Below are 26,075 nucleotides of genomic sequence, written 5' to 3' on the forward strand. Positions count from 1 at the left end.
AGCTGCGTGACGCGCGTTGGCTCCAGGTGGCGGTCGGAGACATCGTCAGGCGCGGTTGCGGTCGATGGCCTGCCGGTCGCGGAAGGTGCTGACGAGTGCTGCCGCGGCACCCTCGGGGGAGTGATAGGGGTCGGTGATCCCGGGGCCGGTCCAGCGGCCGCTGTCCGTACGCCGGATCGGGCCGGCCTCGCTGTCGTCGACGAGGAGGGAACGGGTGCCGGCGTCGGTCTCGGGGCCCAGCTCGGCGTCGTGGAGGGTGGTGAGGATCGTGCGGACGCTGCCGTGGCGGCTGGCGTCCCCGAGCAGCAGGGCCGTGGACTCCAGCCGGGCGCTGGTGTCGGTAGCGATGGCAGACAGCTCCTGGGCCAGGGCGCGGACCTCGGCCGCGGTGGCGGAGTCTTCGACGGTGCGGGCCGCGGCGGCCAGCTCGTCCAGGGCCGAGGCGGCTGTGCGGCAGTCGGCCCGGTTCCTCGCGCAGGGACCGCTGGGCAGCTGGGCCGCTGCTGCGTCGAGAGCTCCGAGCGTGCGGACGGCGCTGGCCGGCAGGGAGGGGAGAGCGCGGACGCCGGCCTGGACGTCGCGGTACGTGCGGAAGGCGGTGGCGAGTGCCTGGTCGGCGGTGTGAGGGTCGGGGAAGGGGCCGTCGAGGTCGGCGGAGGGCTTCGTCGTCGTGGCGCCGAGGCGGGCGAGGGCGAGTTCGGTGAAGGCCAGTAGGCGGGCGAGGGGGTAGGCCATCCATTCACGCTCGTCGCCGGTGACCTGGGCGAGCAGGGCCCGGGCGGGTTCACGGAGCTGCTCCAGGAGGCGGATCACGCGCAGGCATCCGCCGCGAGTACCGACGGCGAAGTACTCCCGCACAATGGCGTCCAGGCCGTCGAGGATCTCGGCCACGTGCGGCTGGCGCAGGGCGTAGAAGAAGTAGGCGCGGGCGGAAGAGTCGACGATCTCCTGGCGCTGAAGGGGAATGAGGGCGACCGCGGCCTGGGCCTGGGCGACGCCGGTGTACGGCAGGTGTTCCGCACCGGCCGGGCCGTGCAGGGCGATGCGGAACATCGCGACGTCCTCGGCTGCTCGCAGTGCGTCCGTGCGCTGGGGGCCGGCATCCGTTCCGGCGTGGCCGCGGTAGGCGCCGCCGGCGGCGTCGACCTGGCCCACGACGATGTCGTTGGCGTCGACGACTTCGGCCGATGCGGAGCAGTCGGCGGGCGGGCGCAGCCGGAATGCCGGAAACGCCTGAAGGACCGGGCTGTTCATGGGTCTCCTCGGGTGGTGGAAGCCGGGCCGGCGCGGGCGGGAGTGCTGGCCCGGGACGAGCGGACGGGTCAGTTCGGAGTGCTCAGGGAGGAGAAGTTGTGGACGCGCGGGTCGGGCCCGAGCGCTTCTCGCACGCGTTGCAGCACTGCCACCGGGTCGTCAGGCTGCTTGGCTGCGCCAACCGGTGCTGTCTGGTGCGCGGGTGCTGGTATGTCGTGCTTCGCTTTCCGCGGAGTCTCGGGTGTGGTGTCGGAGACGGTTCTGGTTGCGGGGACCGACGCGGCACGGTCGCTCTGGACTCGCCGAGGCGAGTCCAGAGCGACCGCAGTACTGAAGGGCGTCGTGCAGTGGCCTTTGGAGGAAATCCGCCCCATGCAGCCGATGTCCACGGCCCCGAGAATGAGGCTCTTGGCCGCCTGGTCGAAGGTGGGCAGGTCGGCCCGTATGAGTCGGCGGAACGCCGGGGCCATGGGCCCGTTCACCTTCGTGCTGCGGTTCCGCATCAGAACCCCGGCTCGCCGTTCTTGCCCCTCTGCTCGATCCGGTACGCGGGCGTCTCGACAGCCAGGAGATTGAGCCCAAGGGCGGCAGCGCGATCCTCGTCGGTCTCGCGGTGAGCCGCTGCATGAAATGGCCGAATACGCTGGCCTTCAAGCGCTCCAGCTCAGCGACGGGGTCGGCCTTCTGCTAGTTACGGGAGCCGCATTTCTGCGCCCCTCCCTCCATGGGGGCAGCGCAGCGGGTGAGCAGATGCTCGTCGAAAGGGACGGTCTCCTAGACGAGCACGTCGAACCGCGGCCGGCCGGTGTCGGGCTCGGGCGGTATCCCGGAGGAGAACTGGTCGCGCTGGCCGGAGTCTTTGGTCTCATACTGCGGTTGCCGGGCCGCGGCTAGGTATGTATGGGTCATGGTGCTGCTCCCTGTTGGTCGGATGAGGGCTTGAGAAGGTGCGCGACGAACGCGTCGACGCCCGGCTTGTCGTCAACGACGTGGACCTCGGCCCCGTGCCGACGCAGCTTGTCGTGCATGAGCTGTTGCCGCTTCTGCAGCCGGCCGCCAGGGCGCTTGACCTCGACGAACACAATGCGGCCCAGGGCAACGACGATCCGGTCGGGCACTCCCCCGCGGCCCGGCGAGACGAACTTCAGACACAGGAAACCGTGTTCCCGGCACTGGGCAAGGAGGTAACCCTCGATGTCACGCTCACTCGGGGACGTCATCAGCTCTCGCCCTCTCGTCCGAAGAAGCCGCCGGCGCACCGTCCTTCAGCTCACCGGGCTCGACGAGCCGGAAGCCCGTGGAGTGCCTGTGCATTCGGGAGACGCTGAGGGTGGAGTGTTTCGTGCCGTAGTGATCCCGGACTTGGGCCTCCCCGCCCGCAACGGACTCGAACATGGCGTCTCTCGATTCTCTTGCCATGGCGAGCCAGGCTCGCCTTCATCTCACATTCGACTCGGGCACCGGGCAGCGTCATGTCGGCACAGCCCGGCACCCTGCGGTCCGATGGTGACGCGGGGAAGGTGCTGATCAGGCGGCGTTCTTCCAGTTGTTGGTGAACGTCTCGTCGAGCATCCGGGTATAGATGTCGAGGTCGAGCGCCCCGATGAGCTGCTCAACCCGGGAGGCTGGCAGCGTACGAAGGTCGTCGTTGACGACGACCACCGACCAGCACGGGTCGATACCGTTGATCCGGCGGATCACGACGTCCTGGTCATCGGGCAGCAGCGTGAGGCCGTCGGAGGTACTGGCCTCTCTGCGGTTCTTCGCCCAGCCGTGGTGGCGCAGGATCTCCAGTGCGATCGGGTCACGTCGCACCCCGGCGCTGCCGGACTCGCGCCGCTTGCTCTGGCTGGCCGGGTTCACCTTCCATGCGCCGGCGTTGTGCAGGCTCACGGCACCATCGGTGCCGTCGTGGACGATGAAGACCCGGTTGACCATCTGCAGGACCCGCGGGTTCACCAGCTGCGCATCGGTGTCCTCGTTGTCGTCACGGTCGGACCCGGCGCTGACCGGGTCGGCGGCGAACGGGTAGGTGATTGATCCACGCGAGGCGGCGAGAACGTTCTGGAACAGCAGCAGCGTCCGTACGGCGTCGGCCTGGTCGATCGCCTCCTCGATCATCTTCCGGCCCAGGACGGGATCGAACGGCTCGGCGAGAGCCTCCTCTCCCCTGCTGGCGACGGCCTGCAGGTAGCGGGCCAGGGCGAAGTCGATCGCGGCGGGGTGGGCCAGCGACTTCGTCGGGGTGGGACCCGCGTGGCAGGCCAGCGTCCCGCCGGAGGCGGTGATGATCGGACTGTCGGCGACGCTCCGGTCCTGACTGGGCGGCTCCAGCTCGAGCCGGTTGTTCGAGTCCTTGCTGATGAGGAACATCAGCTCCGGTTCGATGTCGATGCCGATGGCGGTCTGCTGCTCGGCGAGCACCTGGTTGTTGGTCGTCTCGTCGAAGCCGTTCTCGCCGCTGACGACGGAGTAGAGGCCGTCGGTGTTCGTCGAGATGATCCGCGCGCCGGCCAGCGTTTGGGCCTGCCCGATCCGCCAGCTGAACAGCTGGCCGATGATCCGCATCGAGATGGTGCGGTTGTTCATCCTGATCGGGGTCCGGTGCCCGGCGTCAGCAGCTCCAGAGGCCGAGTTGAGGATCAGCTTCGTGCCGTTGCGCAAGGTCGTGAGCCGGGCCTTCTCCTCGGCGGAGATCCCCGGCTTCTTCATCTCGAAGCCCAGGCGCTCCTTCTCGAAGAAGATCGTCGTGTAGCGGTCCTCGCCCAGCTCGGGATTGTAGAACGCCCTCATGTTGCGCAGCAGGTTCGGGTAGTAGCTCGTGAAGTCCTCGTGGATGACGAGGCCTGCCGAGGTCCGTGCGAATTTCGGGTGCAGCTTGGTGGACTTGTCGGCCTTCGCAGTGAACAGCTCGGGTGCCTTCCTCGCGGGCTCATCGCGATAGACGGCTCTGGCCGCCGAGGTGAGGGCCAGGACGACCTTGCCGTCGAGCACGGTCCCGTCGGCCAGGCGCACGTGCATCGCCTCGGTGTCCGGGCGCTGAGTGTCCAGCAGCTGGACCGGATCCGGCACTTGGGCCTGCGCACGCGCGAGCTGCTCGGCCTGGTCCGGGTCGTCCTTCTTCGGTTTGCGGTACTTCACCTTTTTCGGGTCCGAGCCCAGCAGCACGAGCCGCTTGTCGACGGCCGTACCGTCGGGCAGCGCGAGCAGGTTGTGCTGGCGCTTGGCCTCGGCGACGAAGTCCTTCGCGTCCGGGTAGAAGAGCTTGGCGAGGCCGATCATGGCTGCCTGTTCCCGGTGCTCGAAGGAGTCGGCGGCGAAGACTGTCATGTCCGCTTCCGCGCCGTGGATGCCGCCGGTGCTGAACGTGGCGAAGCACGACGACGGGGAAGCGTCACGGTGGAAGTAGGGCACGTTGTTCGGCGTCTTCGGCAGCTCGCGCAAGGACTTGGCAGGGAGGTCGAACAGGCCGCGGTACTCCTCGGAGTCGTTGAAGTTCTGCCCCTCGATCGAGCGGTAGTAGTTGACGACCTGCATGAACTGGCGGTGTGCCTTCGCCTGTGCCGGCGTCGCGGCTGGGTCCTTGGCAGGGTCGGGGGCCACGTTCTCCTCGAAGAAGCGCACGCACTCGTCGAGCACGTTGACCTGGGAGATGCCCTGCTCCTCGGCCACCTCCTTGGCCGGATAGAGGAACGAAACCGCCTCGATGTCGTTCAGCGAGGTGTACGGCGCGAGGATGCGGCTGACGAACTTCGCCGAGGACGAGTCGATGGTCAGGCGGTCCCGGCGCACCGAGCCGTTGTTGGCGTAGACGGTCTCGGAGTACTGCGTCAGCAGGCCGGCCTTGAGGTCGAAGTTGCTGGCGTAGGCCGGGTGCTGGAAGAGCTGGGCCAGGCCCAGGCAGTCGGAGACGTTGTAGGCCAGCAGCTCGTAGAGATCCTCGATCGCGGCGATCGAGGTGTCGTGGCTGAGCTTTTCGGATTCCTTGATCTGGCGGCCGAGCATCCCGAGCAGGCGCTTGAGGCTCACCTTGGTCTGCAGCTCGTTGAGACGGGCGACGTCCAGGTGCCGGCCCGAGTGCATCATGGCGCGGCGGATCCTGGCGGCCGGGCCGTCCCAGCCGAGGTAGCCGGGCATGTATCCGGTGTGCTCGTTGAACAGCTTGTCGTTGTGCTCACGCATCTCGCGCGCGGTGGTCGGCTGGACAAGACGGCCGGAGTGCGGAGCCGGGAAGGCCTCCATCAGGTACAGCGCGAGCATGGTCGTGTCGTAGTTCCACGAGTTGTACCCGGCCAGGAACGGGTGCTTCAGCGGGTCGTACTCGGGATCCGTGTCGCAGACCGGGCGCAGGCTCGCCGGATAGGACGAGCCCTCGCTGCGGTCGTTGACCTGGTCGGCGTTCGAGAGGCCCATCAGCTCGGCGAGGCGGAGGTTGCCCCGCTCGCCGCGCAGGTTCCACAGCTGGACGCTCACCGCGGGCAGGCCCGGATTGGAGCGCACCACGGCTTCATAGAGCACCTGCGGGTCCACGGCGTCGGAGAGCTGCTGGTCGTCGGCGAGGAAGAAGACCTCCAGGTCGTCGACGGCTCTGCCGGGCCGCGGGGTGTAGGCGCACAGGGTGAAGACGTCCGACAACGACTCGATGTCGTAGAAGGTGAAGCGCGCCTTCGAGGCCGTGACGGGTGTTCGCTGCGCGGTCATGACGGGGATCTCCTTTCGTCGGTCCGACCATCACGGCCGGTGTCTGGGGAGGAAGCGCGCGTCGCCTCAGAGGGAGTCGTAAGGAGCGCGCCAGCGCGGGGTGTCCATGCGCCGGGACGCCTCACTCAAGAACCGGACCTTCCCCACAAGGTCTGCCGGATCTGAGAGCGGACGACGAGGTTGGTGATCCGCTGCCCGTACGCGACGTCGGACATCGCCGTGATCAGGCGGCCCTGGCCGCGGGCGAGTTCGAGTACGGCCTGGGTGAGTTCGCCGAGTGCGCCGGCAGTTTTGGCCATGGACGCATCAGTCCTGTTCGTCAGTGGTGTCGCCGGGCGGGGCGGATGCGCCTGTCTGCCGGAGCAGTCCGCGGTAGCTGACCTGCAGCGTCGGCTGGGACTTCTTCTTCGGGTCGCTGCCGGTGTAGCCCGGGTGCATCCACTTCTTCAGCTCGTACTCGGCGATGAGCACCTCGGGGTCACTCATCTGCTGGCCTGGCCGGATCTTGCGGTTCTTGTCCGGGCAGTGCCACAGGGCATCCGGCCGGACGATCGCCACCAGGTCAGTGATGAACTGCTTGTTGCTCACCGGCGAGCCCGACGGCGAGACGTCTGCGAACCATGCCTTGTACAGGTCGTAGAGGAACGTGAACGGTGCCAGGTCCCAGACCAGCCGCCCGCGGAACTCCACCCAGAAGGCGCGCACGGGGTCGTTGGCCTCCTTGTACTCGGCCAGTACCGCCTTGGTGGCCACCGGCTCGGAGAGCACGTAGTAGTCACCCGGGGAGGACGCGCCGGCGCGGTTGATCGCGTACCAGAAGACGTACTCCAAAACCTCACGGCGCTGGAGGTAGTCGTCCCTGATGTACATCTTCTCGGCTCCGGTGAAGCTTTTGGTGAAGGGCACGAAAAGCTGCCGGCGGTAGAACGAGTTGGACTTGTCCTTCACGCGCGGGAACTCGTTCAGGCACTGGACCATGAAGCCGAAGAACTGGAAGGCGACCTGCGTCCGGTGCTTGCGGTTGATCATGATGACGTCGTTGGTCACGATCGACTTCAGGTTGGCCGCCTTGTCGATGAAGGTGCCGACGTCGTTCTCGTCGACGATGATTGCGTTGGCGCGCACCAGCGGTTCGAGCGCGAAGTCCTTGCCGAAGTCGGAGAGCGGGATCGAGGTGTGCGCGCCGCTGCCGACGAGGTTGCGCATGAGCGCGCAGAGCGTGCCCTTACCGTTGTTGCCCTCTGCTGAGTAGAACCAGGCGGTCTTGCGCCAGCCCACGTGCGGCCGGATGATCGCGCCGATGATCTCCCAGATCAGGTCGGCGAGGCCTTCGTCACCGGGCTGGTCGAAGAGGTCCTCGATCCAGGCGGCGACTTCCCAGTCTCCGTCCTCGGGGTGTGTGATGACCTGCTGTGGGGCGTCGTCCACGTAGTCGACGTCGTTCTTGGTCAGCAGCACAATGGCGGGGTCGAAGGGGTGGAGCTGCTTGGGCTCGAAGTGGAAGTCCTTGCCGAAGATCGTGAGGTCCAGCGGCTCGGCGCCGTAGAAGACGATGCCGTTGCGCGCGGCGATGAAGTCACGGTTCGTGCTCTGGTGCCGGCGCGGGCTGTCCTCGCGCAGGACGGCCTGAACCTCGGCGAACTCCTTGAGGGTCAGCTGGGTGTTGTACATGCGTGCCGTGGTGCGGATGTCGTCCTCGCTGGTGGTGTACGTCCCGCGCGCGTGCCCCGTGGGCTGGTACATCGCCAGCAGGTCGTACTCGCGGTCGGTGCCCTTGGCGTTGGGTGCGATACGGATGACATGGTGCAGACGCAGCAGGATCTGCGCGACCTGCCAGTACGTCAGATATCTGGGCAGGGGGTATTTCTCGGCGGCCATGGCCGCTTTGGAGTTCTCGGCCTTGATGACGCCGCCCATGATCGCCAGCAGCTCCTTCTCCAGCACGCGAGGCGTCGGAGGATCGGTCGGGTCGATCTGGTCGAGGTAGGCGGCGGTGACGTAGGTGACGATCTCGTTCTGCGGAGCCATGTCGTCGCGGTTCGAGAAGTACCCCATGACGCTGGTCAGGATGTCGGCGACGGGGTTGGTGCGCGGTCCGGCGCTGGAACCGGCGGCAGGCGCGGGTGTGAGGGCATCAGGAGGCGTCATGTTGCTGCTTTCTCGATCATGATCGAGTTCCTGCCGGCGATGCGTGGGAAGCCGATTGGACTCGTAATCGAATGGAACGCGATCTTGACCCTACGTCATCCGAATGCCCTTTCGCAACGATTGAACCATCAGCCGACAAGCGAGTCGACTGAAGCGCCGAATGGCAATCAATGGAAGATCGAAAGGGCTGGAGAGGGCGCATGCGACTGTCACGGCCATGCCACGCGCGTCGCGGTCCTGGGCGGGACGTGAAAGTCGGCGGCTCCGTCGAGCATGTGCCCGACGGAGCCGCCGACTTCTCGTGCTCGACCACGCACCCGCGGGCGGCGTGAGCCGCCCGGCCTGCGGTCAAGGTCCGGAGGAGTTCTTCCGACCGGCCGAGCCAGCTGCCTCCAGAGCATCGACCGGACGCTCCCCAGTGGGACCCGGATACATATACCCTCTAGGGGCATCTGAGCGTGTACCACGTGACGTGGTACATCCGTTTTCCCAGGTCAGAGCAGGAATTTCGGGAGTTCAAGAGCAGGCTGTACCACGTGCCCTTTTCTACGTGGTACAGGTGTTTTCCCAGTTCAGGAAGGGTTTATATACCCCCTGTACCACCTGTACCAGGAAATAGAGACTAGATTCACGCGCAGGAGGGATAGGAGAGCAGACTGGCGAGCTGGGGCTGGAGCCGCCTGGATCGCTCTCGAACGCGTCCCCTATACAACCGGTCAAAAAAACGTGGTACTTGTGGTCCATCGACGGGAAACGCTGGCTGACCAGGCAAAACGCCGTACCACGTCGGCGCTCCCACGTGGTACACCCGATGCGGGAAAGAGCCTCGCGGTACCGGTATTCACCCAGGTCAGACGTGGTTTTCAGGGGTGTACCACGCCTCGTGGTACAGCTGGCAGCTCGATGCACTCCCTGGCGACCAAGCCGAGGCGGACTTCCGCACCAAGCTGCCATGCAGCTCCCAGGCGGCACGACCGAGCCTCAGCGGAACCGGAAGCCGCATGGAACATCCTCGGCGTCCCGAGGCTCACAGAAGGCCCCTGACGCACCCTCCGGGCTCGAGCCAGAACCCTGTCCGAGTCGTTCACCCATGAGGCTCTACTCGATGCAAGAGGGCATTTGACTGACATTCGCCCCTCATTGCGAGTGATGCCCGACAGCTGCTATCGTTGACGCCAGGTGATCGACGTTGCACTGGAACGTGAAACAGAGAGGCCGGAGAGCATCCCCGTGGGAAGGGAGCTCTCCGGCCTCTCTGCATGTGCCGATGAGTGCGAGGCATGGATGGCGCGAATCACCCAGGAGCGACCCTGCTTCAGCCTCGCTGGTATCCCGCATAGGGAGACTCGGGACCGCGGTTACAGGATCGCCCGTCCGCTTCGACGACATAGAGGATCTCGTAAGAAATCGTGGTGTTGAGGTTGAGCCGGTTCCTGCTCTGGCTCTTCTTCATCGTGATCTTGCGGAAGCCGTAGACGGCCTCGGCGCGATCGAAGAACCGGCGCAGCCTCGAGTTCACCCGCTCACGGGCCGCTTCAGCCGTGACGCCCATGTCGGAGACGACGAAGACGTGCAGGCGACCGCGATCGAAGGTCGGCTTCTCACCAGTGTCGAGGTCCAGACGGATCTTCGCACGGCTGATGTCGAGCGTGTCGGGACGGACGAGCTTTCCTCGCGAGTCGTACGTGCAAGTGCTGACGACAGCCATGATGAGATCCTCTCCTCTCCTGACGAGTATGGCTGAACAACAACTTTCAGTCACACCCCCGGTGACCGGATCACCTCGGTCACCATCGTTTTTCAGAAGAGGTTGCGTCACTCGCTCACTGCATCGCGGACTCGCCTTCCAGGCCCGGGACTGCGCCTGTCGCAGTCCCGCCGGCGACCCGCCGGTAGAGCCCCACGGCACAACCAGCGAAGGCCAGGCACAGGAACACCGCGGAAACGGGGTTCGCCAGAGCACCGAGCGCCTGTGCCGGGACGAGGGCGGCAGCGAGATTGAAGCCCAGGTGCAGGAGCACGCAGGGCCACAGCACGCGCGTGCGTTCGTAGACCAGGGCCAGGAGCACCGCCAGTGGCAGGGTCGAGGCGAACTGCACGGCGTTGCCGTGCAACAGACCGAACACCATGGCGGTGACCAGCATCGAGGCAAGGATGCCGACCCGCTTACGCAGCAACGGGTAGATCAGCCCTCGGAACAGGGTCTCCTCCCCCGCGGGAGCCGCAACCAGGGTGAGCAGCAAGGTCGCCGTGGACCCGGCCACGTGCCTCGTCTGGTTCGACGCGTCGAAGCCGGCGGACCCGACCGTGACGTAGATCGACAAGGCCAGCGACTGGCCGGCGAGGAAGGCCAGGACCGCGCAGCCAAGGACGGTCCACCCGGAGCGTGGGATCTTCGGCCTCGGCCGCGGGGCCGGCGCATGCGCGAGCCAACGGGGCTGCTGGATCCTCACCGAACCGACCAGGACGACAACAAGCATGTCCAGGACGGCGGTCGCAGCGATCGGCTCTCCGATGAGGCGGACTGCGACGGTGCCGAGGCCGAGGTAGGCCGCGACGGCGGCGAAGGGTACAAGGACGCACCACCCGATGCGGAGCAGACGCGAAGTGATCGGTGAAGTCATCAAGGTCTCCTCCTCTACGGGGCTCAAGCAGCCGTGGTGATCTGTTCGTTGATGACGGCCTGGACGCGGGTGTCGCCTCGGAAGGTGTTCATCTGCAGCGTCGCCGTGAAGCGCAGCGTCCCGAGCTCGGTGCGGCTGGCGCGCTGCACGAGGCCCCGGAGCATGTCGAACTTCTCCTCGGCGACGTTCCACCACAGGCAGGACAGGCCGGACCGGGTGACCAGACGCAGGTGCTGTGATTCGGATCCGATCCGGTCCACGCGCAGGCCCAGGGGCTCGATCGCGATCTCGACGACCGGAGCGGTGAAGCCGTGCCCGAAGGGCTTGAGTCCCTCGGTCCGGCGCACCAGCTCGAACAACGGCTGCAGGTCCTCGAGGCCGGCGTCGCAGTCGGCGTCCGGACCGAGTACCAGATCACCGCTCGGGCCATGGGTGCTGACGGCGAGCAGGGCGACCTGGGTGGCCTCCTGCAGCACGGCGACGAGGTCGCCCAGCTTCTCGGCTTTCGCGACGCGGACGCCGCATGCCTGCTGGTGCCCGATGGCGCTGAGTCCGTCGTGCGGCTCCAGGCTGGTGATGATGTCGAACCACCCCGGCGCGCGACCGGAGCCGCTGACGAAATCGTCGGAGCCGACGGGCCGGTTGACGACGACGACCGGGTGGCCGTTGAGCTCCATCATCCGGTTGGCCAGCAGCCCGTACATGCCCGGGTAGGCGTCCGAGAAGTACACCCACGGGGCCAACGGCTGATCCCCGGCGGCGAGTTCTTCCATGTGCTCGATGACCAGGTGCTTGCGCAGCTCGTTGTTCTCGATCACCTGGCGGGCGGCCTTGAGCTTGACGTCAGCGCCGGCGGCCGTGAACGCCGCGAAGCACGGCTCAAGCGAGGCCCCCGTGCGGCGCGGGCTGTTCATGGCCGGGGCGAGGTAGAAGCCGAAGAAACCTTCGTCGAGGTCGTCGACATCTCGGATCTTGCCGACCTGCGCGAAGGCCTTGAGCACGATCGCGAAGCCCTCGAAAGCCCGGAGGAAGACCGGGTGGTGCGACTCGGTGCGCAGCAGCTGCATCAGGATCGACTGCTCGACGTCGATGGCATCGGAATCAGCGTCGAACCCACCCCAGGGATTGGGGATCGTCTTCGGCGCGGCGACGCGCAACAGGCGGGCGATCGAGATCGCATCGCGCACCAGCTGGCGGTTCTCGTACAGCACGGGCATGACGTCGGAGACAGTGCCGACGCCGGCGAACAGACGCAGCAGGTGGATCTCCCAGAGCTTCTCGGGCCGGTGCACGCGGGCGTAGGCCTCGATCACCTGGTAGAGCACGTGCGCACCGCAGATCCCGGTGTGGGCGTAGGTCTCATCGATCCGGCATGGGTCGACGGTGACGTCCGCGGTCGAGCCCGGCGCGAGCTCCTCGTGGTGATCGGTCACCAGCGTCATCCAGCCCAGGGCACGCGCGGCGGCGATTCCGCGGTGGGAGTTCACTCCCCCGTCGCAGGTGAGCAGGACCCGTGTGTCGGGCCACTTCGCGTGGATCTCGGCGATGTCCTCGCGCGCGAGCTCGTGACCGCGGCGGTAGTCGGGCAGGTGCAGCTCGACGTCGAAGCCGAGCTCGGACAGACCGGCGTAGCCGAGGACCCCGGAGGAGATGCCGTCCATGTCGAAGTCGGGGGCAATGGTGATCTTCTTGCCCGTTGCCCGAGCGTCCGCAAGGGCCTCGACCATCTCGGCCAGATCCAGGAGTTCGTCGTGCTCGGTGGACTCGATCTCGGTCAGGTACTGATCCGACCACCCCCGGCGCTGGCACAGCAGCTCGAAGAGGTCAGTGTCCTCGGCGGTGAGCGAACGGTCGTCGACGATATGGAGTGTGGACATGGTGGAGGCCTCTCGATCCGGGTCGCTGGGGAACGGGGTACGAGCCCCCCTTATTGATGCTGTGATTTTAGCAGTGCCATTAACTCTTTCTGCTCTTTTAGCAGTACCTCTGGGTCTCATTGGGGTTCCAAAGGACACACTTATCTCGAATGGTCGCGACAGACTTTTCAAGGTCCTTGCACATCGGCTACTCTCGCCGATATGGCCATTCGAAGCATTGTCGAGTCAGACCTGAGTGGTAAGCCGGATGCGGCTACACAGACGTTCGGCTTGGGTGACACCTGGTACGAAATCGACCTCACCCCTGAGGAGCAGAAGAAGCTTGAGGAAGCGCTGAAGCCATACCTGAAGGTCAGCCGGAAAGCCGGGAAGACAACGCCGGTCAAGAAGCGAGTCGTACCCGAGACGACTACCGAGGAGCGCGACAAGATCCGCGAGTGGGCCAAGAAGGAGGGCTTGGAGTTCGCGGAACGGGGACGCATCCCGAAGACGGTCATGAAGGCCTATGACGAGGCACACGGCATCGATCGGAGCAAGTAGCGGCTGAGCCTGGTGTTCGCCTCCTGGCCGACTCCTCCTATCCGTCCCTTGCAGGGCCCTGCAGCACACTGCGGGGCCCTTCGTGCGTCATCAGAACGGCGGCAGCGACGGATGGATCACGGTGGCCGTCTCGATCCCCGCGGCTATCGCGCGAGACCTGCAGTGGATGGTGCCGTGCGAGAAGTGCCCCGGCGTATGCGGCATGAGCTGCTCCTGGTCTCGCTGCGGGCATCCGGGCTTCCGGCAGAGGTCGAGGAAGGCCGTGCACAACACCTGAGCCCCGGTCTCACGGAAGACCTGGGCGGCGTCGACCATCCGCTGGTTGCGCTGGAAGCCGGCCCGCTTCCCTTGAGCCGACCAGGCGGCGGGGAAGGTGCGGATCTCGAAGCCGGCGGCCCGCCACAGGCGCTCGGCCATGGCGTCGGCACCCTCGGGGCAGTGCCCCGAGATGAGTACCGGCCGGGTGACGTTCTCCGCTCCCCAGTCGCGCCAGGCGTCGTTGAACGCCGAGCGCATGCTCTGCTCGTCGTTCCAGCTGCGGGAACCGGTGACGAGGACGACGTGCGAGAAGGATTCTGGAATCATTTCAGCAATCATTCGAGTCTCCTCTCCTCGTGACTCGGTGGCCTCCACAGCTGGAGTCGAGAGCCAGAGGTCCGGCACCCAGGCCACTCGCCGGACGTTCATGGTCCTGCGAGTGCCGCCGCTTCACGCCTGTCGTCCGGTGTCGACTTCGATGGTGACCGTGCCCTTCTCGGCGTGGAGCTCGACACGGATCCGATCGTCCCCGCACGCCGACAGGAGGTGGACCGTAAACATTCCGTCATCGCTGCGGGAGACGTGCACGGTGACGACAGTGCGGCCCGCGTCATCGGTGAAGTCGACGTTGCCGATGTCATCTGCGTTGCCGGAGCGCATCGCTGCAGCGACAGCTTCCCTGTACGGCTGCCACAACTTCGGCTCGCACCGGGCTCCGGTGTCGTAGGGCGAGAGTTCAGGCTGGGACTGCGTCATGGTGATGCCTCTTTATGGACTCGGGTGCGGGTGCCGACCACCGAGTGCGGACCCCGCCGGGGTCCGTGTGATCTCGATGTTCGACCCCGCTCCCGTGCCAGCTCTGCTGGCTGGCGATCCGGAAGATCTCGCCAGCTGGTCCTGCTCCCGGATGGATCGTGCGGTGAGCCGTCGCACGGGGCGTCACTTCCTGCTGAGTCAGGCGCGCGGCGCCAGGCGATCCACCACGGCTGCACCCATTTGCTGCTGTCCACATCTGCGGACAACTACAGCTGGGCCGTGGTGGTGTTTCTCCTCTCAAGCGCAGCGCTGGGCATAGCCGGAGGGAGCGCCAGCGACCGACGGACCGGCGAGCGAAGCGAGCGGTGGAACCCGTCGGCTATGCCGACTAACACGTCCTCGCAGCGCAGCGGAGAGGCCGAGCGGAGCGAGGGTCCGCAGGACACGTGTTATCAGGTTCCCTTATGCCCTTTTGCTTCCTTGTCGTCGTCATCGCTGTTCCACGGCTGGAGCGTTAGCGGAAGCCTGGAACATCAGGGGAAACGGTCCGTACCCTCTTGGCCCGTACCCCCTCCCCCTTCTCCGCGCAGCGGGGTACGGGTCTGGCCGTTTCACCTGGTCATCGCACCTTCTGGCTGTACTGCTGTTTCGACGTCCGTGATACGGCCGTACCCCCATGCTGATCCGTCCTCGTGAGGCACGAGCGAGGCGGGGGTACGGGTCTGCTCCTGACGGGGCGCAGCCCCGGTTCATCGCTCCGCTGCCGGAGGCGGCACAGCCTTCGCCGCGCAGCGGATCCGGCCTCTCGCGACGCCGTCGATTCGGCTGTGGATAACGCTGTGCTCCGTTGTTCACCGCGGCCGGTACAGCTGGCCTTGCACCATCGCGTTGTGCTGGCTGCTCCGACTAAGGCGGCTCTCCCGGAAACCTCACAAGTCACCGTGACGCAGATCACCATGGCACTTCCAAGATCTATTGACGCTTTCGATGTCTGCCGGGCCTGAAGAGTGACGCTGTCACTCGATTTGGAGTCGGAGGACCCCATGCCCATGCCTTGCCCAGCGGAAGTGGCGCTGACGGACGACGAGGTGCATGCCCTGAACGCACTGCCCGGCGCGGACTTCGAGGTCGATGCCGAGCCTCTCGGCTGTGACTTCGGTGCGCACGGACCCGAGGCGCAGCACACAGTGTGTGCACAGATGCAGTACGAGTCCTCCGGGCTCGTTCTGTGGTGGCTGTTCTGGGACGACGAGGGCCGACGGGAGCTGCAGGTCGCGCCGGGGTGCCAGAAGGTCGTCGTCTCTGAGGCGTGTCTGCTCGTCGAAGACCATCCCGGCGCCTGCGACCAGTCGATCGGCTTCACTCGCGAGGAGCTGGCAGCAGAGTTGCGGCGCCCGGACGCTGCAACTGGGTGAGAAATCGCCGGCATCAAGGATGCAGCAGCTCCAAGCTGGCGGCCATGGCCCCTACCCCTGTTACCCATCGAACGAGCCCATGGCGCCCCTGTACTGGCCGCCGCAACAGCGCGGTGCAATGGATCGCCGACGGCCGTTCCGGCTCGCCCCGTCGGCGGTTCACGGTGGTCTCACCGCGTCAGCCAACAGGCTTCTACAAGGGGGAACGCGCAGGCACTTCGGCTCCGTGGAACAGCGATAAAACAGCGTCTTTCTCGTGCCTCTGAGGTGACTTACAGAGACACGCAGGGGACTCGACTGGGCCACGCATAAGACACCGACTGATGTCGGTGTACCTCTTGGAGTTCTGCGCACGTCCTCACGGTGTCTCGCGCGCGCCCCGACAGTGCCGCACTGGCGTCGCACGCAGAACCTTCCGAGGACTCCTCCGTGCAGGGATGCCGGGTAGCGTCTCCCGGGAGACATGATCGGCACGCCAATGGGGCCTCATCCGTACTCCAATGCGGCCCCTCGGGATCAGCGCTGTGACCGCTGGTGTCTCGCAGGTGTCCCGGGTGAGCACTTGCCGCGTCGCAGGTGGGACTCACAAACGCATGATGCCAGCGGCTTGCCCGCGGTTGTCCCAGGCGGGAGCACTGCGGCGTCTCGCAGGTGTCCCTGCCGGTACTCGATAGGGACTCAAATGACGCCTCCCCGACGTATCGAATGGGACTTGCATAGGACTCGACAGGGACACTAGAGTGGACTCGCGTTGATTCACACCCGAGAGGAAACGCGAAGGGAAGTGAGTCCATGTGACAGAGCAAGAGACATCCGGCGAACGACCGGATGAAGTGAAGGAACGAGTGGCAGGGCGAGGTGAGTTCAATGGCGAATCAGTCGGGTGAACCTCGCAAGGTCCGCTGGACCGTTCCCGCTGCCGATACCTCGGTGATCGAGTGGCTCAATGGGCAGGCGGACATCTCGCAGTCGCTGCGGCTGCTCATCCGGGAGTCCATTCAGCGCGACGGGTACATCGATGTCTTCTACAAGCCCGTCGATCAGCTGCCGCGTCGCGGCCGGCCACCGCTGGAGATCACCGACCAGCACGAGGACGACGAGGCCACAACCGATCGCCGTCCGGCCGCCAGACCGCTCCAGCCGCAGCCGCAGCCCGTGGTCACCGACCAGGCCGACGCCGTCGTCGAGAAGACAGCACCAGCGCCGGTAGCCCAGCCCGAGCCGGTTCCCGCACCGGTTGAGACTGCGGAGGAGCCCGCGGCACGCGCCCCCAGCGCACCGCCGGCGCCGCCGAAGCAGGCATCCATCGACGAAATCATGGCGAGTACTCGGCGCTGAGTGACGCGGTCAATTTCATTTTCCAGGCAGACAACACGGACACCGAGGGACCGAATTCATGAGCGCCAACAGCAACGACACCATCGCTCTTACCGGCGGCATCGACGTCGGAAACGGCTACGTCAAGGGCGTCATTCAGAACACGAAGCAGGGGATTTTCGACGAGATCGATCTGCCCAGCGCGGTCGTCTCGACTTCCCGCACCTCGCCGAAGGTGCCGCTCCCCGACACGGATGCGGCCTCCGTGCTGGCCGGCGACTTCTACAACCAGATCGACTGCTCGCTCACCACTCCCCTGGTGGCGGCGTCGGACCGCCGGATCTTCGGCCGCGCAGCGCTGTCTGTGCGTGGCTCGAAGTTCACCGAATTCGAGGTGCTGGGCAAGCACTCCAAGGCCGATCAGGAGCTGAGCAAGGTTCTGGTCCTGGGTGTCTTCGCCGCGAAGGCCCTGCGCGACTACGTCCGCGAGAACGGTGCGCTGCCCGATCACGAGCTGCGTGTGCGGGTGCGCGCCGGCCTGGCGCTGCCGATCTCTGAGTTCGTCGCGCGTCGCCACTCCTACGCCGCCGAGTTCATCGGTCTGCTGGGCAGCGCGGATCCGACGGTGCACCTGGTGACGATCAAGAACTTCAGCACTCCCGTCTCGGTGCGTCTGCAGTTCGTCGACGTCCAGGTGATGGCCGAGGGTGCCTCCGCGCAGTTCGCCATCACCGACAAGGGCGAGCCGCTCGCACAGGCCCTGCTCGATGATCTGCGCGCCCGTGACTCGTCCATCGTGGAAGGTGTCTCGGCCTCCGATCTGGTGGCGGTGCAGAACACCATCGGCGTCGACGTCGGCGAGGGCACCGTGAACTTCCCGGTCTTCACCGACGGCCGGTTCAACCCCGAGGCGGCCGACACCCTCGACGAGGGCTACGGCACCGCGCTGATGAACGCCATGGAGCGCATGAGCGAGTCGGATACCACGCTGCTGTTCTCCTCGCGCAAGCAGCTGGCCGACTTCCTCCACGCGGAGCCGTCCGTGCTGGTGAAGAACCGTCACCAGCGCGCCACCGGCTTCGTCGAGGACGAGGCCAGCTACCTGGTCGCCGAGATCGCCTCCTCCTTCGGTGACGTCCTCTCCCAGGCCGGCGCGACGACCGAGGTCGTCTACGTCTACGGCGGCGGCTCGGGCCCGATCAAGCACCTGCTGCACCCGGCGCTGTTGAAGGCCGCAGGCGATGTGCCCGTGCTCTACCTCGACTCGAGCTACTCGCGGCACCTGAACCGCGAGGGCCTCTACATCGCGGCGCGCCACGTCGAGCAGCAAGTCCTCGCTGCGAAGCCCGCGGGCAAGCGCAGTAACGCGGTGGCCTGATGCGTGAGGCACTGGAGACTTCTGGAAGGACGCGGCCGGGAAGCCCGTACGGGGAGTGGGGCGACTTCATCCTCGCCGAGCAACTCGAACTGCAGCAGCCAGGGGCCGATGCCTTGTGTCAGCGCTGGAACCACCGGCTGTCGACGTGGAGACGGACCAGGGACGGCGGCTTCGACCCGGAGGCCCACCGTGTCGTCCGGATCCCAGAGGCTCCGGCGAAGCGCTTCACTGTCGCCCATCATTACAGCGCGAGCTGGCCGGTCGTGCGGCTCGCCTACGGTCTCCAGCGCATCGACCAGCCCCCTGGGCCCGGCGAGCCCGAAGGCGGCCGTCTGGTCGGGGTCCTCGCCCTCGGGGTCCCGATGAACACCGCCGTCCTCAATGTGTTCCCGGACCTGGTCCCGCTGAAGGAATCGCTTGAGCTCTCGCGTATGTGTCTTTTGGACTCCGTGGCTTCGAACGGCGAATCCTGGGCCTGCGCGAGGGCATTCCGGGACGCCGCCACCAAGGGAATCCGAGGGATCGTTGCGCACGCCGATCCCGTCCCGCGGGTCAGGATCACGACCGACGGCCCGTCGTACGTGATGCCGGGACACATCGGCCACGTCTACGGCCACGGCCAGGGCTTCGCCTATCTCGGCCGTACCCGCGCCCGGCGTCTGGTCGTGCTGCCTGACGCCACTGTGCTGAACGACCGCGCAGCAGCCAAGGTCCGCCGAGACGAGACCGGCCACGCGGCGGTCGAACGGCGCCTCATCGCACTCGGAGCCACCGCCCGCCGAACCGAGGAAGACGGCACGCGCTGGCTCGCTCGGGCGCTCGAGGAGGTCGGGGCAGCGGCGATGTACCACGGCGGCTGCCACAAGTACGCGCGAACCATCGGCCCGCATCGCACGCGGCTCCTGTTAGCTGTGCCCGCTCTTCCGGCTCCGCGGCACAGGCCCCCTTCACCCTCACCGTTTACCCCGGAGAAACGAAGAAGCCATCAGATGAGTCACGGCCTCAGCCCTACCGGCGCGAAGATCCTCAACGCCAACGACGACGGCCTTGTCGCCGGGCACCCCGCAGCGCTCGCCAAGCTGACGTCCGACGGCCTGGTCGTCCCGCACACCGCCGACGGTGGTACCCACTGGATGACCGAGGACGGCTGGACGGCCCTCGACGCCTGGTGGAAAGAGAACCGGGGCCCCAGTGCGCTCGCGGAAGCCCCGGGCATCCTGCGGAAGTTGCCCGGCCGGCAGCACGAGGCGGTGCTCACGGCCGCGCGACGCCCGGACCAGAACATCCCCGGCCGGGACAACCGGGCCTGCCGCGCCGGCGAGACATGGTTCCGCGGCTCCACCCTGCGGAAGATCGCCGCGAGCGGCTATGCCGCCATCCGGCCCGAGCCGTACGACAACGGTCCGGTGACGTGGGAGAAGACGGGCCGCCCTCTCTACCTCACGGAGGCCGGGCGGCTCTACGCCCGGCAGCACGGGAACGTCGACGTCCGCCGACGGCGCGTCGTGGTCATCGCCTGCGGTGAGAAGAAGTTGCCGGACCCGGGCGTCAACGAGTACGGCAACCCGCTTCCGGGCCACCCGGCTGGGGAGCTCTACATCGACGACTACCACCGGTCCCTGCGCGCCGCTTCGGACGCCCTGACCGACCCCGCGCTGATTTTCATTGCCTCCGCGCTCCACGGCCTCGTCCCGCTCGACCGGCGCCTGTATCCCTACGACGTCACCCTCAAGGACGAGCGGGCCGTCACGCCAGAGACGATCCGCTGGCACACGGCGCGGCTCGGCCTGGACGACGCAGACGTCATCTTCCTCGGCGGCCAGGACTACACCGCCCTGCTTCTGCCGTCCGTCCCGCACCTGCACGCGCCGTTGGCCGGCGGCATGGGCGACCAGCGCGGCCAGTGCGCGCGAGCCCGCGATGAAGCCGACGTACGCGAGGCCTGGTGGAAAAAGGCCGCCACCCTCCACAACGAGTACGCCGCACGGTGAACGCCCCGGGGGCCACCGGGGCCCCAGCAGAGCACCACTGTCCGCTCCGAGTCCGTAGGAACGTCATGACCAACCCGTTCGCCCCGCCCATCGACCTCCGTCACCTGCCGAACTACCGGCAGGCCGACGCGCGTCCTCGCCGCGCGGTGTTCCTCGGCCGTGTCTCCACCAAGGACAACCAGAACCCGGCCTCGTCCATCCCGCGGCAGGTGGTCCTCGCCTCCGAACGCCTCAAGGAGGGCGAGAAGTTCGTCGCGTACTTCTGGGACGTCGAGTCCGGCATGCTGCCCCCGGACCAGCGGGGCCTCGGCCCGCAGGAGATGTACGACGCGCTCGCCGTACCGACCCCCCGGGACGGCGGACTCCAGGACCTCGTGGACCGTGCCGAGCAGCTGGGTGTCACCCACGTCCTGGCCGAGCGCTCCGACCGCATGGCACGCGCCATGCTGACCAGCCTCACCGTGGAGCACGAGCTGGAGCGCCTCGGGGCAGAGGTGGTGTACGCCAACGAGCCGGTCGGCGGCACCAAGTCCGGCCAGCTACGCAGCCGCCGCTACGGCCAGGTCGAGGCGGAGGTCTACCGCACCGTCCTGAACGAGATGTCCATGGGTGGGCAGATCCAGCACGCCATCAACGGCTGGAACCACGGCTATGCGCCGTATCCGTACGTCACGCTGATCGACGAGAACGCCCCGGTACGGGAGAAGGGACGCTTCGGCGCGGATCGGCCGAAGAAGAAACTCGCTCCGCACCCCGACTCACGCCGGTTCGACGCCGCCCGGGAGTTGTGCCGCCTCCGGCGCGAGGAGCACCTGAAGGGCCCGGACATCGTCGCAATCCTCAAGGCGGAGCCCGACCGGTACCCGATCGAGGGCGAGTGGACCTACAACAGGGTCGAGGGTCTGGTCTCGAACCCGAAGTTGACGGGATATCAGGTGTACAACCGGCGGGCGAACCGCACCGGCCGCGCCGGGTTCTCGCGGCGCAACCCCATTTCCCAGTGGGTGTGGTCGCCGAAGGTCGTGCACAAGCCGGTGGTGAGCCTGGAGGAGTGGACGCGGGCCCAGGAAGTCACCGCGGGACTGCGCGCGGGCGTCGAAGGCGGCCCGCTGCTGCGGATCCGGGCCGCGGCCTCCCGGCTCGGGTTCACTGTCACCGCGGTCAGCAGCGGCGCCACGCACACGCTGTACCGGATCGGGAACCGGCAAATCGTCCTGCCCTCCCCGGTGCCGGACACGCTCGTCCAGCAGGTCATCGAGGACCTGGGGAGCCCGGCGTGAGCGAGACCATCGAGGGCCAGGCCCACCGGCGCGGCCGGACCTGGATGACGCACCTTGCCGAGCACGGGGTGTACGCACACGGGCGGACGCTGAGGGCGACCGAGGCGAACGCCGCGCAGGCGCTCGACCTCGTCGGCGTCAGCGCCGAGGTCACGCTCATCCCGGTGACACCGGAGCTGGAGACGCTCCGGGCCGCCGACGACGCACGCGAACAAGCCCTGCGCGCCGCGGTGCACGCCCTGGCTCTGCGGCGTACCACGCGGCGTGACATCGCCCTGGCAACACGGGCACCGGCCTGGCAGGTGAAACAGATCCTCGCCGAGCAGGCGAAGAAGGACGGCTCACAGCCTCCTGCGGAATCAGACACGGCAGCCGAGGACACCGTATGACTCACGTACGCCCGTACGGGTTCCCGCGGCCCGCCGCTCACGGTTCCTGGAACCTGCACGTCTTTCCTTTCGATCCGGAGGTCCACCGTGTCGTCCGGACCTCCGAGGCTCCGGCTGTTGTGGTGCCACGCGCATGAGCGGCTACCGGGAGATCGTGAAGCTGTTGGCGGCGAACACCGGCGCGAAGCGGATGAGCGAAGTCTTCGACAACTTCGTCGAGATGACTGCGCTTGCTTCGCGCAACGCCGTGGACGTCCGCGGGAGCGAGGCCTGGGAAACGCGCGAAGGGCAGTACCTTCGGATCGCCGGCCGCTACAGCAGAACAGAGCTGGACCGCTTCGCTGAGGCCCTGGCGCTGGTGACCATGGAGATGGAGCGCGAGCCCTGCGACGTGCTTGGCCACCTCTACATGGAGTTGGAGCTCGGCAACGAGCGGCTCGGCCAGTTCTACACGCCCTACGACATCGCTCAGCTGATGGCCGAGATGCAGCAGATCGACTCGGTGGTCGAGCAGGTGCAGAGGGACGGCTTCGCCGATGTGTATGAACCCAGCTGCGGCGCGGGCGCGTTCGTGGTTGCTCTGTCGCAGGCGATGCTCGAGCACGGCCTGAACCCACAGACGCAGCTGCATGTGACGGCAGAGGACATAGCACCGCAGGCCCTGCACATGGTCTACGTCCATCTGACGCTGCTGCACATCCCCGCAGTGGTACGCCGTCGCGACGTCCTCACGCTGGAGACCTTCGAGTCGTGGCCCACCCCCGCTCATGTCCTGGGCGGTTGGGGCCGGAAGCTCAGATGGGCCCAGGCGATCAATGGATCACGGCGACTGATCATCACCACGCCGCAGGAGACCACCGAAGATTCCGCTGATGCTCTGGAGGTGCAGCGATGACGATTACGCGGGAACGAACCGATCTCTCTGACGTCGAGAGCGACGACGCTCCGGCCTGGCGCGGGTCGGCGGTCTCCGCGCCGATCGTGGGGCACGCCCACGGCATGGCCGACGGCCGGAAGCTCATGCGGCACCATGCGCGCGAAGTGGCCGCCCTGTTCGCCGAGCAGGAGACGGTCGCCCCCTCGGCGGCGACGGCTCCCGCCACCTCCGTCGCTGCCGAGGCCCTGGCAGCCGGCTCAGGGGTGGAGGGCGGCGGCGCGGACCGGTGGCTCGATGAGAACAACGCCCGAGCCGAGCTGCCGCGTATGGGCTGGTGCGTGGGGCTGGCCGATGTGCTGGCCGCCGCGTATGCGGGAGACCTGCACGCGGACACGTCCGGGATCGTCCGCCGCCGTGAGGGTCTGGGCCGCCGGGTGCGGGCCGCCCTGGTCGAACTGCTGGCGTCCGGCGGCTACATCGCGGTACCCCGCGCCGGCCGGCGCGGCCCTGTCACGGTCACCCCCGACGGCGTCACCGCGCACCGTTGGTGCGTCGCCGCGCCCGATCTGCTGCACGCGGACGAGCGGGCCGCCTACCGGGCGCGGGTGCGGCTTCACCACACCGGCCGCACCAGCAAGCAGACGGCGCGGGACCGCGCCAGGCGCCTTACCCCGCTGCCGTTCGGGGCGGAGGAGAAACGCCGCCGCGCCGCGCAGATGAGGCAGGTCGAGCAGTGGGCCAAGGAGGTGCAGGCCACGCGGGAGCGGCTTGAGTCGGAGCAGGCGGAGCGGGACGCGCGGGCCGAGCAGGAGCGGGCGGCCGAGTGGGCGCGGATCCAGCAGGAGGCCGAGGAACGGCAGGCGTCGGAGGAGGACCGCCGCGACGACGGACTGGTCATGTCACAGCACGGACCGGAGGAAATCATCATGGGATCGGGCAAGCGCCGCGTCACGGTGAAGCGGATCAACCCGAACATCTGGCACGCGACGACGCGCGGAGCCGTCTATGTGGTGTCGAAGGAGGGCGGCGACGATTGGCCGTGGCTGGTCGTTGCGCCGGACAACACGCGCATCGGTGTCTGTTCGGTGATCAATGACGTGCCGTACGCGGCCAGCGTCCGGAACATCGTCCGCGACCACGCCGACGCCGTGGAGCGCGGCGAGGCGTTCCCCGAGTGGACGCCGCCTGCCGCCGTCGCTACGCCCGAGGAGACCGGCCAGGGCCAGCCGGCCGCCACCCACGATGGCAGTGACGCCGACGGACAGGCCGAGCAGGGGCCGGAGCCGTTCGGCGCTGTACCCGAGGACGCCGACCGCACAGTCACCGCCGCCGAGCCGGGCGCATGCGGCGGCTACGGCTGCACCGCGACGGGGCCGCGCTGGAAGGTCGCCTGTCTGCCGGTGTCGCTGCTGTGCGCGGACCACGCCGCGAAGGGGGGACGCGTCGCCGTCGCCGACCTTCCGGCGGCCGTCGACGTGCCCAAGGCCGGGGAGGCGTACAGCACCCCCGCCCGCGCGCGGGCGGTCGCCCTCGACCTGATCGGCTCCAAGTGGGTGGCCGAGTGCGACCGCCACGGCCCCGTCTCCATGGGGCTGAACAAGTTCGGTGACGCGGTCGCCGACGTCGCCGCCGCCTACGTCTACGACAACGAGCAGGACGCGGCCCACGCTGTCCGCACCCACCTGGACGCGCACGCGAGGGAAGACGCCGACGTGATGACGCCGGAGGACATCGACGCAGCCCAGGCGCTGAACTTCTCCCGCGACCAGTGGCGGGCGCTGGGGTGGATGAGTGAAGGCAAGGTGCGCGAGACCGCCGGCGGGTTCACCGCCTTCGACATCTCACCCGACAAGGCCGACGTGTCCGCGAAGATCAACAAGCGGCGGGTGCCGGGCCTGTGGCGGGCCGGGTTCGTGAAGGTGTTCGCCATCGCCCCTGGGGTGCGCGAGTTCGGTGTCACCGACGAGGGAGAGCGGGCGTTGCGGATGTGGTCCAACGCGATGCGCATCAACGCCGTCACGGAGCCTCAGAAGGACACCCGGCACGTGGCCGTGAAGGACGGCTCCTATCGGTGGCTCTCCGCCGGGGAGACGTGGCCCGGGGAGCAGGAGAAGGCGCAGGCCGTAGTGGACGCGGAGCAGGCCGCCAAGGAGCAGGCCGCCGCGCTGCGGGCCACCGAGGAGAAGGCGGCGGCCGAGCGGGCCGCCACCCCCACGGCTGACGAGCTGACCGTGCTGGAGGCGCTGAGCGCTGAGGGCCTGGACGCGGGAGCGGCGGCGGTGCTGTCGGCTGCGTACATCGGGCACGTCATTACCCGGTACCGGCCCGGCGCTACCTCGGTGCGCCTCGATGAGGGCGCGGGCAAGGACGAACGGCGCGTGACGCGTACCTACAACGTCAACGGCGTTGCGAAGCCGATCACGCCGGAGGCTCGCGTCGCCCTGTCGGCGATCTCCGTGAACCTCACCGATGCCACGGCCGAGACGTGGCACGCGCTGTGCACGTCGGTGGTTGAGCGGTACGGGGTGTACTGGCTCGACCTGGCCGCCGCCATCGAGGCCGGCGCGGCGGCACTCGCACTGCTCGCCCAGCCCGCACCGCCCACTGGCCGGAGCGAGGAAGACATTGACGGGCCCGGAGATGTCGGTGTCATGGGTGTCTAGGTGCTGTCCGTTCTGCTCGGGGCACGGCTCATGGGGTAGATCGTTTTCCCGCGTTTCGTGGGACTCAGGCCGTAGGTACGGGCAGGGCCGCGGAAAAAAGTCCCCACCATCGGAGCAAGTGCTCCGAGCGGTGAGGTCTTCGCTGCATTGTCTGCAGCATCAGAGAGGGAAGTGAAAAAAGAAGCCCTCCCGCAGCAGAGCATGATGCTCTGCTGGGGAGGGCTGTGACAACTTCTCGACGAGCATCAGGTCACCGGTGGCGACGAGCCGCTGGCTCAGGCCGGGGACAGCGAACTTGGCCATGAGCACACGTCGCATGGCCCAGATGCGCATTCCGGTGTTCCAGCCGGGGCGCAGCGTCACCCGGCCGCCCCGCCCCTTGTTTTCGCCAGGAGTCGGAGCACCGAGACGTGGATCTACTCAGCGGGATCGAGGGTCTTCAGCGCGTTGAATGCGTATTCCCCGGAGACAGCTTCGCGTCCCAGCGGCGGGACGAAGACGGGCGTCTCATCGAAGTTCGAGAGGAAGAATCCGGAGACCGTCATGTCGGAGACGACGACGAACGGGCCCTACCGAGCAAGACGCCATCCCGGGGCTGTGACCCGTG

The 26,075-nt window shown here is 67.3% G+C and carries 21 protein-coding genes; 9 read left to right on the top strand and 12 right to left on the bottom strand.

Annotated features, from left to right (window positions below; all coding sequences use genetic code 11):
- Positions 1 to 45: 45 nt before the first annotated feature.
- From OG241_RS08120 to OG241_RS08160, 9 genes are all read right to left on the bottom strand, one after another.
- Positions 46 to 1,254 carry a hypothetical protein gene (locus OG241_RS08120; protein WP_405776077.1) on the bottom strand — a complete coding sequence of 403 codons (1,209 nt, stop codon included), beginning with the start codon at positions 1,252 to 1,254 and terminating at the stop codon, positions 46 to 48.
- Between the two features lie 774 nt (positions 1,255 to 2,028).
- On the bottom strand, positions 2,029 to 2,163 hold the full coding sequence (locus tag OG241_RS08125; protein ID WP_319098245.1) for a hypothetical protein: 135 nt from the start codon (positions 2,161 to 2,163) through the stop codon (positions 2,029 to 2,031).
- Positions 2,160 to 2,474: a VRR-NUC domain-containing protein gene (locus OG241_RS08130; protein WP_405814546.1), complete on the bottom strand. Its 315-nt coding sequence runs from the start codon at positions 2,472 to 2,474 to the stop codon at positions 2,160 to 2,162. Before OG241_RS08130 ends, OG241_RS08125 begins: the two co-directional genes overlap by 4 nt.
- Before the next feature lie 307 nt (positions 2,475 to 2,781).
- Entirely contained in the window at positions 2,782 to 5,955 is a 3,174-nt protein-coding gene (locus OG241_RS08135; RefSeq protein WP_405814547.1) for a hypothetical protein, read from the bottom strand.
- A gap of 125 nt (positions 5,956 to 6,080) precedes the next feature.
- Positions 6,081 to 6,254, bottom strand: a complete 174-nt coding sequence (locus OG241_RS08140) for a hypothetical protein (RefSeq protein WP_405776071.1) — start codon at positions 6,252 to 6,254, stop codon at positions 6,081 to 6,083.
- A 7-nt stretch (positions 6,255 to 6,261) separates the two neighbouring features.
- Positions 6,262 to 8,103: a phage/plasmid primase, P4 family gene (locus OG241_RS08145; RefSeq protein WP_405776069.1), complete on the bottom strand. Its 1,842-nt coding sequence runs from the start codon at positions 8,101 to 8,103 to the stop codon at positions 6,262 to 6,264.
- Between the two features lie 1,315 nt (positions 8,104 to 9,418).
- Positions 9,419 to 9,811, bottom strand: a complete 393-nt coding sequence (locus OG241_RS08150) for a hypothetical protein (RefSeq protein ID WP_405814548.1) — start codon at positions 9,809 to 9,811, stop codon at positions 9,419 to 9,421.
- Positions 9,812 to 9,926: 115 nt separating this feature from the next.
- Complete coding sequence (locus tag OG241_RS08155) at positions 9,927 to 10,727, bottom strand: CPBP family intramembrane glutamic endopeptidase (protein ID WP_405814550.1); 801 nt, start codon at positions 10,725 to 10,727, stop codon at positions 9,927 to 9,929.
- Between the two features lie 23 nt (positions 10,728 to 10,750).
- Positions 10,751 to 12,604, bottom strand: coding sequence for a DHH family phosphoesterase (locus tag OG241_RS08160; RefSeq protein ID WP_405814551.1), 1,854 nt, complete (start codon positions 12,602 to 12,604; stop codon positions 10,751 to 10,753).
- A 201-nt stretch (positions 12,605 to 12,805) separates the two neighbouring features.
- On the opposite strand from OG241_RS08160, the gene OG241_RS08165 reads away from it, so the two are divergent.
- Positions 12,806 to 13,144 (top strand): Lsr2 family protein, encoded by a 339-nt coding sequence (locus OG241_RS08165; RefSeq protein ID WP_405814553.1) that lies wholly within the window; start codon positions 12,806 to 12,808, stop codon positions 13,142 to 13,144.
- Between the two features lie 90 nt (positions 13,145 to 13,234).
- Here OG241_RS08165 and OG241_RS08170 read toward each other — a convergent pair whose 3' ends face one another.
- Together OG241_RS08170 and OG241_RS08175 are read right to left on the bottom strand one after the other, a co-directional pair.
- On the bottom strand, positions 13,235 to 13,729 hold the full coding sequence (locus OG241_RS08170) for an SLOG family protein (protein ID WP_405814554.1): 495 nt from the start codon (positions 13,727 to 13,729) through the stop codon (positions 13,235 to 13,237).
- Between the two features lie 123 nt (positions 13,730 to 13,852).
- A complete protein-coding gene (locus OG241_RS08175) occupies positions 13,853 to 14,158 on the bottom strand; it encodes a hypothetical protein (protein WP_405814555.1) in 306 nt (101 codons plus the stop codon).
- Between the two features lie 1,049 nt (positions 14,159 to 15,207).
- Here OG241_RS08175 and OG241_RS08180 point away from each other — a divergent pair.
- The 8 genes from OG241_RS08180 (at position 15,208) to OG241_RS08215 (ending at position 25,468) form a co-directional block, all read left to right on the top strand.
- Positions 15,208 to 15,573 (top strand): hypothetical protein, encoded by a 366-nt coding sequence (locus tag OG241_RS08180; protein ID WP_405814557.1) that lies wholly within the window; start codon positions 15,208 to 15,210, stop codon positions 15,571 to 15,573.
- An 867-nt stretch (positions 15,574 to 16,440) separates the two neighbouring features.
- Complete coding sequence (locus OG241_RS08185; protein WP_319098262.1) at positions 16,441 to 16,911, top strand: hypothetical protein; 471 nt, start codon at positions 16,441 to 16,443, stop codon at positions 16,909 to 16,911.
- Between the two features lie 58 nt (positions 16,912 to 16,969).
- A complete protein-coding gene (locus OG241_RS08190; RefSeq protein WP_405814558.1) occupies positions 16,970 to 18,268 on the top strand; it encodes a hypothetical protein in 1,299 nt (432 codons plus the stop codon).
- Positions 18,268 to 20,259 carry a DUF6884 domain-containing protein gene (locus tag OG241_RS08195; protein ID WP_405814560.1) on the top strand — a complete coding sequence of 664 codons (1,992 nt, stop codon included), beginning with the start codon at positions 18,268 to 18,270 and terminating at the stop codon, positions 20,257 to 20,259. Before OG241_RS08190 ends, OG241_RS08195 begins: the two co-directional genes overlap by 1 nt.
- Positions 20,260 to 20,324: 65 nt before the next feature.
- On the top strand, positions 20,325 to 21,539 hold the full coding sequence (locus OG241_RS08200; RefSeq protein ID WP_405814561.1) for a recombinase family protein: 1,215 nt from the start codon (positions 20,325 to 20,327) through the stop codon (positions 21,537 to 21,539).
- Positions 21,536 to 21,928 (top strand): hypothetical protein, encoded by a 393-nt coding sequence (locus OG241_RS08205; RefSeq protein WP_405814562.1) that lies wholly within the window; start codon positions 21,536 to 21,538, stop codon positions 21,926 to 21,928. The genes OG241_RS08200 and OG241_RS08205 overlap by 4 nt, the downstream gene beginning before the upstream one ends.
- Before the next feature lie 133 nt (positions 21,929 to 22,061).
- Positions 22,062 to 22,823, top strand: a complete 762-nt coding sequence (locus OG241_RS08210; protein WP_405814563.1) for an N-6 DNA methylase — start codon at positions 22,062 to 22,064, stop codon at positions 22,821 to 22,823.
- The gene (locus tag OG241_RS08215) at positions 22,820 to 25,468 is read left to right on the top strand and encodes an MAP7 domain-containing protein (protein WP_405814564.1); all 2,649 of its coding nucleotides are present in this window, start codon (positions 22,820 to 22,822) and stop codon (positions 25,466 to 25,468) included. Before OG241_RS08210 ends, OG241_RS08215 begins: the two co-directional genes overlap by 4 nt.
- Positions 25,469 to 25,627: 159 nt before the next feature.
- On the opposite strand, the gene OG241_RS08220 is transcribed toward OG241_RS08215, so the two are convergent.
- Positions 25,628 to 25,831: a hypothetical protein gene (locus OG241_RS08220; protein WP_405814565.1), complete on the bottom strand. Its 204-nt coding sequence runs from the start codon at positions 25,829 to 25,831 to the stop codon at positions 25,628 to 25,630.
- Positions 25,832 to 26,075: the final 244 nt, after the last annotated feature.

The sequence above is a fragment of the Streptomyces sp. NBC_01390 genome (assembly GCF_045040105.1).
Lineage (GTDB): Bacteria > Actinomycetota > Actinomycetes > Streptomycetales > Streptomycetaceae > Streptomyces.